General features: G+C 69.3%; 13 protein-coding genes. 7 read left to right on the top strand and 6 right to left on the bottom strand.

Features of this window, described 5'->3' with window-relative positions; all coding sequences use genetic code 11:
* Both ACIBU0_RS39790 and ACIBU0_RS39785 read right to left on the bottom strand, forming a co-directional pair.
* A complete protein-coding gene (locus ACIBU0_RS39790; RefSeq protein ID WP_398828586.1) occupies positions 1-273 on the bottom strand; it encodes a hypothetical protein in 273 nt (90 codons plus the stop codon).
* Between the two features lie 128 nt (positions 274-401).
* Positions 402-1,205 (bottom strand): endonuclease I family protein, encoded by an 804-nt coding sequence (locus ACIBU0_RS39785; protein WP_398828584.1) that lies wholly within the window; start codon positions 1,203-1,205, stop codon positions 402-404.
* 250 nt (positions 1,206-1,455) lie between these two features.
* Here ACIBU0_RS39785 and ACIBU0_RS39780 point away from each other — a divergent pair, with 250 nt between their 5' ends.
* A complete protein-coding gene (locus tag ACIBU0_RS39780) occupies positions 1,456-2,190 on the top strand; it encodes a DUF899 domain-containing protein (RefSeq protein ID WP_398828582.1) in 735 nt (244 codons plus the stop codon).
* Positions 2,191-2,205: 15 nt separating this feature from the next.
* Here the strand turns inward: ACIBU0_RS39780 and ACIBU0_RS39775 are convergent, their stop codons facing one another.
* The 3 genes from ACIBU0_RS39775 to ACIBU0_RS39765 form a co-directional block, all read right to left on the bottom strand.
* Positions 2,206-2,352, bottom strand: a complete 147-nt coding sequence (locus tag ACIBU0_RS39775) for a hypothetical protein (RefSeq protein WP_398828579.1) — start codon at positions 2,350-2,352, stop codon at positions 2,206-2,208.
* A 123-nt stretch (positions 2,353-2,475) separates the two neighbouring features.
* Positions 2,476-2,691 carry a DUF397 domain-containing protein gene (locus ACIBU0_RS39770; RefSeq protein WP_398828576.1) on the bottom strand — a complete coding sequence of 72 codons (216 nt, stop codon included), beginning with the start codon at positions 2,689-2,691 and terminating at the stop codon, positions 2,476-2,478.
* Positions 2,684-3,478, bottom strand: coding sequence for a helix-turn-helix domain-containing protein (locus tag ACIBU0_RS39765; protein WP_398828573.1), 795 nt, complete (start codon positions 3,476-3,478; stop codon positions 2,684-2,686). Before ACIBU0_RS39765 ends, ACIBU0_RS39770 begins: the two co-directional genes overlap by 8 nt.
* Positions 3,479-3,805: 327 nt before the next feature.
* Here ACIBU0_RS39765 and ACIBU0_RS39760 point away from each other — a divergent pair, with 327 nt between their 5' ends.
* From ACIBU0_RS39760 to ACIBU0_RS39735, 6 genes are all read left to right on the top strand, one after another.
* On the top strand, positions 3,806-4,108 hold the full coding sequence (locus tag ACIBU0_RS39760; protein WP_398828570.1) for a hypothetical protein: 303 nt from the start codon (positions 3,806-3,808) through the stop codon (positions 4,106-4,108).
* 197 nt (positions 4,109-4,305) lie between these two features.
* Positions 4,306-5,097, top strand: a complete 792-nt coding sequence (locus ACIBU0_RS39755) for a serine hydrolase (protein WP_398828568.1) — start codon at positions 4,306-4,308, stop codon at positions 5,095-5,097.
* A gap of 53 nt (positions 5,098-5,150) precedes the next feature.
* Positions 5,151-6,176, top strand: a complete 1,026-nt coding sequence (locus tag ACIBU0_RS39750; protein WP_398828566.1) for an esterase-like activity of phytase family protein — start codon at positions 5,151-5,153, stop codon at positions 6,174-6,176.
* A gap of 91 nt (positions 6,177-6,267) precedes the next feature.
* On the top strand, positions 6,268-9,987 hold the full coding sequence (locus tag ACIBU0_RS39745; protein WP_398828564.1) for an ABC transporter ATP-binding protein: 3,720 nt from the start codon (positions 6,268-6,270) through the stop codon (positions 9,985-9,987).
* A gap of 102 nt (positions 9,988-10,089) precedes the next feature.
* Positions 10,090-10,482 (top strand): hypothetical protein, encoded by a 393-nt coding sequence (locus ACIBU0_RS39740; protein ID WP_398828561.1) that lies wholly within the window; start codon positions 10,090-10,092, stop codon positions 10,480-10,482.
* 116 nt (positions 10,483-10,598) lie between these two features.
* Positions 10,599-12,041, top strand: coding sequence for an aminopeptidase (locus tag ACIBU0_RS39735; RefSeq protein ID WP_398828559.1), 1,443 nt, complete (start codon positions 10,599-10,601; stop codon positions 12,039-12,041).
* Positions 12,042-12,072: 31 nt separating this feature from the next.
* Here ACIBU0_RS39735 and ACIBU0_RS39730 read toward each other — a convergent pair whose 3' ends face one another.
* A complete protein-coding gene (locus tag ACIBU0_RS39730; protein WP_398828557.1) occupies positions 12,073-12,729 on the bottom strand; it encodes a hypothetical protein in 657 nt (218 codons plus the stop codon).
* Between the last annotated feature and the right edge of the window lie 62 nt (positions 12,730-12,791).

Genomic DNA, 12,791 nt, shown 5'->3' with positions numbered 1-12,791 from the left:
TCAGCGGTCTGTGGGCGATGCCTGAGCGGGCTGGGCGCGCAGGTCGTCGCTGTGGTCGTGGTCGCGGTCGTTGCAGGCGTCGTCCAGTGCGGGGCCGGTCCATGGGGCGGCGACCGGGACGAGGGAGAGTGCCTCCCTGCAGAGGTAGGCGGTGGACAAGCCCCGGTAGCCGGCGATGTTGATACGGCCCCGGTTGCCGTTGTCGGCGTGGGCCGGGGTGGCGAGGACGAGGGCGGCCATGGTGAGCGCGGCGAGCGCGCTGATCTTCTTCATAGCCGGGTCAACGGCATCAGATGGACTTAGGTCACATATAGCCTGAAATCAGGGTGTACCGGACAGTGCGGCAGCGGGCACGCCCTGCGCGAGGGGCTCAATGAGCCCCTCGCGCAGCGCCCGGCCGTCTACCAGATCGCCTCGACCCACTCCGGGTGGTCGATGAACGGGTTCCGGTTGTGCTGGTACGTGTCGTAGATGACCTGGTTGCGGCGCTCCTCGAAGGCGTCCGGCGGGTCCTCGTCGTTCCAGGCCTTCAGTACGGACAGGCGGCCCATGTAGGGGTTGCCGCCGTTGCTGACGCTGTCGTTGGGCTCCAGGTCGGCCCAGGCGTCGTCGCCCTCGTAGCGCACGGCCATGTAGAGGATCATGCGGGCCACGTCGCCCTTGACGGCGTCGCGCGGCTCGAAGGAGTTGGAGTCGGTGAGGCTGCCGCCGGAGTTGGTGAAGCTGCTGCCGCCGTTGTCGAAGTCCTTGTTGCCGCGGATGGAGTTGACCGTCACGTCCTCGGGGCGGATGTGGTGCAGGTCGGTGCCGGGGCCGGTCGAGGTCGTCAAGTCGCCGTGGGAGATCGCCCAGACGTGCTCACGGTTCCAGTCACCGACGTCACCGCCGTTGAGGGACTTGCTGCGGGAGATGCCCGAGTACAGCAGCTTCACGTTGTTGCTGTTGTTCGGGTCCTGGTCGGTGACCTTCAGCGCCTCCCAGAGCGCCGAGTACGACAGCTTCGTCTGGCTGCTGATGATCGTGTGCAGCGACGACTTGAGGCTGGTGCCGGTCTTGCCGATCGCGTTCTTGTAGTACGTCGAGTCGTACGCGGTCGTGGTGGCGGCGGCCGGGGTCGCGGTCACCGCGGGGGCGGTGAGGCCGACCAGGACGGCGGCGGTCGTCAGGGCCACTGACTTCCAGCTGCGTATGCGTGTCGCCAGCATGTGGGGTGTCCCATCTACGCGGGTTGAATGGAGGCGGCAGATGGGAGAGTGGCATGGACATGCTGTCGTGTCGAGGCCTTGTACGTGTCCATTGGGTGACGGGAAACGGCAAATCAGGCTTGTCTACGCGAGTTGATGCCGACGTCGCGGCCAGGGGGCGGCCCACGAGGCGAGGGCATGCTGCGATGCGCCGTCCATCGCCGCGCGCGTACGGTGGACGTATGACCTCCCCTACAGGAGGGACAGGGCGATGCCCGAGCACAGGGTCGGCACACAGGAAGAGTTCGACGCGGCCCGAGCGGAGCTGCTCGCGCAGGAGAAGGAACTCACCCGTCGCGGCGACGAGCTCGCCCGCAAGCGGCGGGAGCTTCCCTGGGTGCCGGTCGAGAAGGACTACGGCTTCGACACCGAGGACGGACCCAAGTCGCTCGCCGGCCTCTTCGACGGGCGCTCGCAGCTGCTCGTCTACCACTTCATGTTCGGCCCGCCGTACGAGGCGGGCTGCCCGGTCTGCTCCTCGATCGCGGACACCCTCAGCCCCAACGCGGTCCATCTCAAGGCCCGTGACGTGACGCTGATCTGCTCCTCACGTGCGCCGCTCGACAAACTCCTCGGCTACCGGCGGCGGATGGGCTGGAGTTTCGACTGGGTCTCCAGCGGCGGCAGCGACTTCCACCGCGACCTCGGGTTCGTCTACACCGCCGAGGAACTGAAGCCGTTCCTGGAGGGCGGCTACCCGGCGACCGTACGGCAGATGGCGCAGGCGTGCGGCACGGATGTCGCCAGTTACGTCACCGAGGGGCCGGGACTGAGTGCCTACGCCCTCTCGGACGGCACCGTCTACCGGACGTACGTCACGACCGCGCGGGGCCTTGAGCCTGCCATGGCCTACTACGGCCTCCTGGACCGGGCGCCGATGGGGCGCCACGAGGAGGGCGAGGAGGCGCACTGGTTGCGGCGCCATGACGAGTACGAGAGGGGTTGAGAACGGAGTTCGCGGTCAGGACGGGCGGTTGCGGCACAGGCAGAACGGATGCCCGGCCGGGTCGGTGTAGACCTTCCGGAAGGTGGCGCCCAGCTCGAAGTCGAGGTGGAACTGCTGCGGATGCTCCTGGCCCGGCCGGCTGGGCGGCTGGTAGTTCTCCACCCGCTGGAACGACAGCTCGACACCGTCGTTGCGCAGGTTGACCCAGTGCTCTCGGCCGGCTTCCAGGGGCCGGGGCAGTCGAGGATGACATCGGTGAACGTCAGCATCTGATCACCGCAAAACTCAGAGCCGTGACTTCTTGATGGTTGCGACGAACGCCGACCAGTTGGCGGCGGAGAAGATCAGTGCAGGGCCGTGCGGGTTCTTGGAGTCGCGGACGGGGACCCCGGAGGGGTGGTTGTCGAGGACTTCGAGGCAGCTGTCGGCATTGGGGCTGCTGTAGGACGACTTGCGCCAGCCGCTCAGCGTGGCCGCGCTCGGGATGGCTCGGTCAGTCATGGTGTCCGTACTCCTTCGCAGTGGCCCTGAGCAGGGCCAATGACTCCTTCAGCGGCAAGGCGTCGCTCAATGCGAGATCGTAGCGACTCTGCAACTGGCCGACCACGGACGGGGAATCGTGCAGTTTCCCCATCTCATGGCCCTCGGTGTATGCCAGAGGCGGCTGGTCCTCGAACCACATCAGCGTGAGCATGCTGTGCGTGAGTGGGTGAGGGCCCACACTGAACGGCATCACATGCACGCGGATCCGTCCAGACTCGGTGAGACGAGCGACGTGCATGATCTGCTCGGCCATGACATCCCCACTGGCCACCGGTCGTCGTAGCACCGCCTCGTCGAGCAGCGCCCACACCACTGGCGTCACCGGGTCTTCGAGAATCTTCGCGCGATCAAGGCGTGTGACAAGGCGTCTGTCACACTCCTCTTCACTCACCGGAGGGAACGCCGCGCCCAGAACCGCGCGTGCGTACCTTTTGGTCTGAAGGATGCCCGGAAAGTACGTCGGGGCGAACTCGCGGATCATCACCGCCTGCTGTTCGAGTACGAGCACCGCCTCGAAGTAGTCGGCGACCGCCACGTCGTCCTGCGGTAGAAAAGTGCTCAGCACATTCCCTGTGTTCAGGACCTTGTCCAGCCGCCGCGCATCCTCCTTCGACGGCATCCTGCGCCCGGCCTCGATGTGCGCGATGTGCGAACGCGTCATGATCGCCCGGTTGGCCAGCTCCTCCTGCGTCAGCCCCGCCGCCTCGCGCTGCTGCCTGAGCCAGTCACCGTACGTGTTGCTCATGGCCAACTCCCTTGTGACAAACGCCTGGTCACACGCAACCCTCTGGCGAGGCTAGCCCGGCCCGTCTCACTCTGTGAGTAGATCGCTACAAAGCGAAACCCCCGCGACCGCGCGACCGGTCCGGGGGCGTGGTCATCAACAAACGCTAGGAGTCGACGACATGAGCCACCGTATCGCCCTGCTCTTCTCGCCGCTGGCACGTCTACTGCGCCGCCCGGCCCGGAAGCGGAGCCGTGTTGGTGTCGAGGAGACCGCACCTTCGGCCACCGTCCCCGGAGTCGGCGCCGGGTCCACCGTCATCCCCGCCTCGTGCATGTGGATCGTCCGATGAAGGACGTACGCCTGCTTCCCTGGACCGGGGAAGGCGGCAAGCCGTGCTACCTCGACACCGACGGAACCGGTTATCTCGCGCACGTGGCCGACACGGTCGAGCGCGTACAGCTCGGGATGGCCGGCCACCTCCTCGACCACGTGCACGACATCCTCGCCGACCGCCGGGCGACGCCCGCTCAGCTCCGGTTCCTGCTCGCGCGGATGAGTGAGGCGCTCACCGACGTCCGTCGCATCGCGGAGAGCAGGGGCGCACGTCTGCCCGTACCGGCGGACAGGCACCGGACCGGCGGTCCCTGACCGCGAACCGCACCCGTGCGCCTTTCGGAGCAAGATCGGGACGGAAAATACGCCGTCAGCGGTCATCATGCGTACAACCTTCCATGCCGTCTCGTTGTCAACAGGACATGACTCAGGGGACAACGAGCGAGAAGCCGACAGGCGTTTCCAGGCGCGCGAGAGCGGTCGTCGCGGCGGGTATGGGCGCTGCGGTCGTCATGACGACCGTCGCCGCGGCCACGCCCGCCGTCGCGGCCACCACACCGACCGTCAGTTGTACGTCCGCCAAGGCCGGTCTCGCGGACAAGCTGAAGCGGGACATCACCGCCGCGCTCGCCAATCGCAAGGGCACGATCGCGGTCGGTCTCTACGACCGTTCCACGAACACGACCTGCTCTCTGCGCCCCTCCAGTGCCTTCGACTCCGCCAGCGTCGTGAAGGTCACCGTGCTGGCCACGCTGCTGTGGGACGCGAGGAACCACAACCGGTACCTCACCGACCGCGAGGCGTCCCTCGCCAAGGCCATGATCACCAAGTCGGACAACGCCTCGACGAGCACGCTCTGGAAGCAGCTCGGCATGACGAAGATCAAGGGCTTCCTCGCCGCCGCCGGCATGACCCAGACCAAGCCCGGCACGAACGGCTACTGGGGCCTGACCCAGATCACCGTCACCGACGAGCAGAAGCTGCTCAAGCTCATAACCGCCAGGAACACGGTCCTCAGCGACAACGCGCGCGCCTACATCCTGAAGCTGATGGGCCAGGTCATCTCCTCGCAGCGCTGGGGCACGCCGTACGGAGCGCCGTCCGGTGTCTCCGTGGCCGTCAAGAACGGCTGGCTCCAGCGCGCCACCCACGGCTGGCGGGTGCACAGCGTCGGCGCCTTCAAGGGCGGCGGCCACGACTACATGGTCACGGTGCTCACTCATGGCAACAGCACCATGAACTACGGCATCACGACCATTCAGGGCGTCGCCAAGGTCATCCACCGGGACCTGGCGGCAAGCTGACGCTTCACGCGGCGGCCTCCCGTCCGTCACCGTGCCGTCCTACGGTGACGCCCATGCGCCTGAGAACCGTCCTCGCGACCGTCACCGCGTCCCTGGCGGCGGCCACCTGTCTGTCCGCCGCCGGGACCGCCAACGCCGTGCAGAGCCACACCTGTTCGCCCTCCGTCTCCATCGACCGCTTCTCCGACGCGCTCGACAAGACGGCGTACGAGGGCACCTTCGTCGGCAACTTCTCCGCGCTCGCCGTGGATCGCGACGGCTCCCTCGCCGCCGTCTCCGACCGCTCGGCCCTCTTCGGCCTCGACCGGGAGACGCTCGCGCCGCGGGCCGTCGTCCCGCTCGCCGACGAGAACGGCGCCGCCCTCGACTCCGAGGGCCTCGTCGTCGACCGGGACGGCACCCGGCTGATCACCTCCGAGACCGAGCCGTCCGTACGCCGCTACTCCCGCGACGGCAGGATCCTCGACCGGCTGCCCGTCCCGGACGCCCTCCGCGTCGCCCCGGCCGGCCGTGCCGTCTCCAACGGCACCTTCGAGGGGCTGACCCTGCTGCCCGGCCGCCGCACCCTGCTCGCGTCGATGGAGTACGCGCTGAACGGTGACAGCGCCGGCATCGTCCGCTTCCAGACCTGGCAGCGGACCCGGACGGCGGGCGGCCCCTTCGCGCTGGGCCGCCAGTACGCCTACCGCGCCGACACCGGGCTCGGCGTTCCCGAGGTCCAGGCGACCCCCGACGGCCGCCTCCTCGTCCTGGAGCGCGGCTTCACCTCCGGCGTCGGCAACACGGTCCGCCTGTATCTGGCCGACCCGCGCCGCGCGACCGACACGAGCGGCATCGAGAAGCTGACGGGGCAGGACGGCGTACGCCTGATCAAGAAGACGCTCCTCGCGGACATCGCCGCGTGCCCCTCCCTGGGCGCCACCGCCAAGCAGCCCCAGCCCAACCCGCTCCTCGACAACATCGAGGGCATGGCGATCACGGGCCGTACGGGCGATCACCTGCGGGTGCTGCTGGTCAGCGACGACAACCAGAACGCCGTTCAGACCACCCGGTTCTACTCCCTGCGTGTCCGTATCTGATCGGTCGCCGATCGTTACAGCGGGATGAAATCCGCCCCGTCTCGCGTTGGTGCCTTCCGGTAGATCAGGACGAAAAACGGAGGGCACCGGCGTGAGAACGCAACGGGGATGGGCACGGCGACTGTGGGAATACGCCTGGCGCTATCCCAAGGACGTGATCCTCGCCCTCGGCTCCTCGCTCGCCGGCATGGCCGTCATGGCGGTCGTCCCGCTGATCACCAAGGTGATCATCGACGACGTGATCAGCGACCACCGCCGCAGCATGGCCGTCTGGGCGGGCCTGCTGATCGCCGCCGCGCTCGCCGTCTACGTCCTCACCTACATCCGCCGCTACTACGGCGGCCGACTCGCCCTCGACGTCCAGCACGACCTGCGGACCGAGATGTTCGGGACGATCACCCGGCTCGACGGGCGACGCCAGGACGAGCTGTCCACGGGGCAGGTCGTCGGGCGGGCCACCAGCGACCTCCAGCTGATCCAGGGCCTGCTCTTCATGCTGCCGATGACCATCGGCAACTTCGCGCTCTTCCTGATCTCCCTGGTCGTGATGGCCTGGCTGTCCGTCCCGCTCACCCTGGTGGCGCTGGCCGTGGCGCCGGCCCTGTGGTGGATCGCCAAGCGCAGCCGGACCAGGCTGCACCCCGCCACCTGGTACGCCCAGGCCCAGGCCGCCGCCGTCGCGGGCGTGGTCGACGGGGCCGTCAGCGGCGTACGCGTGGTGAAGGGCTTCGGGCAGGAGGACCAGGAGACCGGGAAGCTCAGGGAGGTCAGCCGGAGGCTCTTCGCGGGGCGCCTGCGCACCATTCGGTTCAACTCCAAGTACACCCCGGCGCTCCAGGCCGTCCCGGCGCTCGGACAGGTCGCCATGCTCGCCCTCGGCGGCTGGCTGGCGGTCCGGGGGCACATCACCCTCGGTACGTTCGTCGCCTTCTCCACCTACCTCGCCCAGCTGGTCGGCCCGGTCCGGATGCTCGCCATGGTTCTCACGGTCGGGCAGCAGACCCGGGCGGGCACCGAGCGCGTGCTGGAGCTGATCGACACCGAGCCGTCCATGAAGGACGGCACCAAGACCCTTCCCGCCGACGCGCCCGCCACCGTCGAGTTCGACGACGTCTCCTTCGGCTACGACAATGAGCGCCCCGTGCTCAACGGGCTCTCCTTCGAGATCCGGCCCGGCGAGACCCTCGCCGTCGTCGGCTCCTCGGGTTCCGGTAAGTCGACGGTCTCCCTGCTCCTGCCGCGCTTCTACGACGTGACGCGCGGCGCCGTCCTCATCGGCGGCCACGACGTGCGCGAGCTGACCCTCGACTCGCTGCGGGCCGCCATCGGACTGGTGCCCGAAGATTCGTTCCTCTTCTCCGACACCGTGCGCAACAACATCGCGTACGGCCGTCCCGACGCGACCGACGAGCAGATCGTGGCCGCCGCGCGTGCCGCCCAGGCGGACCGTTTCATCAGGGAGCTTCCCGACGGCTACGACACCAAGGTCGGCGAGCACGGCCTCACCCTCTCCGGCGGCCAGCGCCAGCGCGTCGCGCTCGCCCGCGCGATCCTCACCGACCCCCGCCTCCTCGTCCTCGACGACGCGACGTCGGCGGTGGACGCCCGTGTCGAGCACGAGATCCACGAGGCGCTCAAGCACGTCATGGAGGGCCGGACCACCCTGCTGATCGCCCACCGGCGCTCCACCCTGGGCCTCGCCGACCGCATCGCCGTCCTCGACGCCGGCCGCCTCGCCGACATCGGCACCCACGAGGAGCTGCAGGAGCGCTCCGCCCTCTACCGCCGCCTCCTCACCGACCCCGACGAACTCGGTGGCGTCTCACCCGGCCACGCCCAGCCGGCCTGTCCGCAGGAGGACACCTCCGTACGGGACGAACTCGACGCCGAGTTCGACGCCGAGCGCGGGGTGACGCCGCGGCTGTGGACCGGCGACCGCGAGCGCAAGGATCTGGCGCTCTCCGAGTCCCCGGCCACCCCGGAACTCCTCGCCCAGGTCGAGGCCCTGCCCCCGGCGACCGACACCCCCGACATCGACGAGGCCCGCGCGGTGCGGCCGGAGGAGTCGTACGGGCTGAGGCGGCTGCTGCGCGGCTTCGGGCTTCCGCTGCTGATCAGCCTCGGGCTGGTCGCCGTGGACGCCGGCATGGGTCTGCTGCTGCCGGTCCTGATCCGGCACGGCATCGACTCGGGTGTCACGGAGATGGCCCTCGGCGCGATCTGGGCGGCCTCGCTGCTCGCCCTGCTCACCGTGACCGTCCAGTGGGCGGCGCAGATCGGTGAGACGCGGATGACCGGGCGTACCGGCGAGCGCGTCCTGTACTCCCTGCGCCTGAAGATCTTCGCCCAGCTCCAGCGGCTCGGACTCGACTACTACGAGCGGGAGCTCACCGGCCGGATCATGACGAGGATGACGACGGACGTCGACGCGCTGTCGACCTTCCTCCAGACCGGCCTGGTCACGGCCTTCGTCTCGGTCGTCACCTTCTTCGGCATCATGGTCGCCCTGCTGGTGCTCGACGTCCAGCTGGCGCTCGTCGTCTTCGCGACGCTGCCGCCGCTGATCGTCGCGACGTACTTCTTCCGCCGGGCGAGCGTGAAGGCGTACGAACTCGCCCGTGAGCGGGTGTCGCTGGTGAACGCCGATCTCCAGGAGTCGGTGTCCGGGCTGCGGATCGTGCAGGCCTTCCGGCGCGAGCGGGACGGCGGCGCGCGGTTCGCCGAGCGCAGCGACAGCTACCGGCGGGCCCGCATCCGCGGCCAGTGGCTGATCTCCGTCTACTTCCCCTTCGTGCAGTTCCTGTCGTCGGCGGCCGTGGCGGCGGTGCTGATCGTGGGCGGGGGCCGGATCGACGACGCGACGCTGACGACGGGCGCGCTGGTGGCGTACCTGCTCTACATCGACCTGTTCTTCGCGCCCGTGCAGCAGCTCTCCCAGGTCTTCGACGGCTACCAGCAGGCCACGGTCTCGCTCGGCCGCATCCAGGAGCTGCTCCAGGAGCCGACGTCGACGAAGGCCGCCGAGGAGCCGCTGGAGGTGCTGTCGCTGCGGGGCGAGATCGCCTTCGAGGACGTGCACTTCGCGTACGGCGACGAGGAGGAGGCGCTGAGCGGGATCGACCTGCGCATCCCCGCCGGGCAGACGGTCGCGTTCGTCGGCGAGACGGGCGCGGGCAAGTCGACCCTGGTCAAGCTGGTGGCCCGCTTCTACGACCCGACGGGCGGCCGGGTGACGGCCGACGGCACCGACCTGAGGTCGCTGGACATCACGTCGTACCGTCACCGCCTGGGTGTCGTCCCGCAGGAGGCGTACCTCTTCCAGGGCACCGTCCGCGACGCCATCGCCTACGGCCGCCCGGACGCGACGGACGCCGAGGTCGAGGCCGCGGCCCGCGCGGTCGGCGCCCACGAGATGATCGCCACCCTCGACGGCGGCTACCTCCACGAGGTCGCCGAGCGCGGCCGCAACCTCTCCGCCGGGCAGCGCCAGCTGATCGCCCTGGCCCGCGCCGAGCTGGTCGACCCCGACGTCCTGCTCCTCGACGAGGCCACGGCGGCCCTGGACCTGGCGACGGAAGCGCAGGTCAACCAGGCGACCGACCGCCTCGCAGGCCGCCGCACCACCCTCGTCGTCGCCCACCGCCTGACGACGGCCGCCCGCGCGGACCGGGTGGTCGTCATGGACCACGGCCAGGTCGCCGAGGACGGCACGCACGAGGAGCTGCTGGCCCGGGGCGGGCGGTATGCGGAGCTGTGGCGGACGTTCCTCGGGCAGTCCGAGCCGGAGGAGCCGGTCGGGGTGTCCCGGTAGGCCCCGGGAGGGTGTCCTGTCGACGGTCGTGCAACCATTCGGCATACGTCGTGCGTCCGTACACCAGTACGCTCATTGCCGGTGTACGGGGAGGACAACACAGTGGACAAAGGTGCGATATGCCGACGGCTGGCGGCCGGCCTGGCCTTGCTGACCGCGTCCGGGCTGCTCGCGGTCGCGGCCCCGGGGCAGGCGCAGGCCGCCGCCCCCACCCATTGCGAAGGGCGCAAGGTCAAGACGTACCCGTTCTCCACCGGCACCCTGTACGTCTACAAGAAGGGCGGCTACGTCTGCGCCATCACCAAGGCCAAGGACCCCGGCCGCAAGCAGTGGATGATGGTCAGCGTGCAGGCGCGCCGCGCCAACCCCGTCGTCGACGAGTGGTACTACCGGTACCAGGCGGGCCCCGTGAAGGTGCACGCCGGGCAGCGCTGCGTATGGGTGAAGGCCAAGGTGGGAAGAGGTTCGGTGAGCAAGGGCTGGATTCTGTGCTGACCGGCCAGGCGGGCCCACGGTAACCTCGCGACCTGCGACTTCTCCATCTCCCCTGGTGCGTCAGGGAGTTGCTCCGATAGCTTCCGCACGCACATCTGACTCACAGGGGAGGGTGCATGCGCAAAGCGCTCAGATGGCTGCTGGCGCTCACCGTGCTGATCGGCACGCTGGGCACGGCGGGAACGGCGGGCACGGCAGGAGCGGCCACCGCCGCCGGGCCGCAGGCCGCCACCGACATCAAGGAAGACCTGCTCTCCATACCGGGGATGAGCCTCATCGAGGAGAAGCCGTACACCGGCTACCGCTTCTTCGTGCTCGACTACACCCAGCCGGTCGACCACCGGAACCCGGCCAAGGGCACGTTCCAGCAGCGGATCACCGTGCTGCACAAGGACGTCAGCCGGCCGACGGTCTTCTACACCAGCGGCTACAACGTCTCCACGACACCGAGCCGCCGCGAGCCGACCCAGATCGTGGACGGCAACCAGATCTCCATGGAGTACCGCTTCTTCACGCCCTCCCGGCCCGACCCGGCCGACTGGACCAAGCTGGACATCTGGCAGGCGGCCAGCGACCAGCACCGCATCTTCAAGGCGCTGAAGGCGATCTACCCCGAGAACTGGCTCTCCACGGGCGGCTCGAAGGGCGGCATGACCGCCACCTACTACGAGCGCTTCTACCCGAGGGACATGGACGGTGTCGTCGCCTACGTCGCCCCCAACGACGTGGTGAACCACGAGGACTCCGCCTACGACCGCTTCTTCGCGGGCGTCGGCACCAAGGAGTGCCGCGACCGGCTGAACGCCGTACAGCGGGAGGCGCTGGTGCGCCGGGAGCCCCTGGAGAAGAAGTACGAGGCGTACGCCGCCGAGAACGACTACACCTTCCACACCATCGGCAGCCTGGACCGGGCGTACGAGGCGGTCGTCCTGGACTACGTCTGGGGCTTCTGGCAGTACAACCTGCTGGAGAACTGCGGTGACGGCACGCTGATCCCGCCGGACGCGAAGACCGCGACGGACGACCAGATCTGGACGTCCATCGAGACGATCTCCGGCTTCGCCAACTACACGGACCAGGGCCTGGAGCCGTACACGCCGTACTACTACCAGGCCGCCACACAGCTCGGCGCGCCCACGATCCGCTTCCCGCACATCGAGAAGCAGTACATCCGCTACGGCTACCAGCCCCCGCGCAACTTCGTCCCGCGTGACATCCCGACGAAGTTCCAGCCGTGGGCCATGCGCGACGTGGACACCTGGGTGAAGCACAACGCCCGCCACATGCTCTACGTCTACGGACAGAACGACCCGTGGGGCGCCGAGCCGTTCCGCCTGGGCAAGGGCACGCAGGACTCGTACGTCTTCACCGCCCCCGGCGCCAACCACGGCGCCCGCGTGGCCGGACTCGTCGACGACGAGAAGGCCCTCGCCACGGCCCGCATCCTCGACTGGGCGGGCGTCCCGGCCACCGCCGTGGCCCGGGCGAAGCCGCTGGCGAAGTACGACGCGAAGCTGGACGTGCGCGACGTGGAGCGGGAGCCCACGCTGCGTCCGTAAGTCCCCTGCCGCGCCCGGCCGTTGTGCGCCGTCACACCGGCCGGGCGCAGCCCACCGGCTTCTCGCCGCCCAGTTGGACGTACAGGGCCGTCGACAGCGGGCACTCGGCTCGCCCGTCGACGGCCTTCGCCACCTTGTACTGCGGCTCGCGCCTGCCCGTGCCGTCGCACGCCGTCTCGCGGACCTGGCCGTCGCCGGAGCTGTAGACGCAGTCGCCGACGATGGTGCGGGGGCCGCCTCCGCCGCCGGGGTCGCCCGGGTGGGGCGGGGTGAGGTTGCGCATGCAGGCGTATCCCTGCGGGATCGCGCCGTCGCCGTCCTCGTCGGACGTACGGCTCTGTTCGCTGATGTGCAGGACGAAGTCCGTGGTCCCGGGACACAGCGGCCCGTCGCCCACCGTGCCGTCGTGCCGCGCCACGACCCGCGCCGCCGCCCGCTCACCGCCGCAGGGCACCTCGGTGAAACTCGTCGTACCGAAGGAACTGCACTCGTCGACGCCGAGGAAGACCGCGCCGTAGCCGACGGGTTGGGTCGGCGTCACCTCCCGTGCGCTCCGGCTTCCGCTCTCGCTCTCGCCGAGCCGGCCGTCCTCCTCGGCCGTCCCCGACGGACTCTGGCACCCCGTCAACAGTGCGCTGAGCAGGACCAGCAACGCACAGACCACCCCCGCGGCACTTCTCCCACGCATCGCACTCCCCCCGGGTTACCCCGGTCCAGCGTGACCCGCGGCGGCGGGCGCACGCCAGACAT

The sequence above is a fragment of the Streptomyces sp. NPDC049627 genome, from assembly GCF_044465645.1.
Lineage (GTDB): Bacteria > Actinomycetota > Actinomycetes > Streptomycetales > Streptomycetaceae > Streptomyces.
Note: the sequence above shows the minus strand (reverse complement) of the source record. Positions and strands in the feature narration are given on the sequence as shown.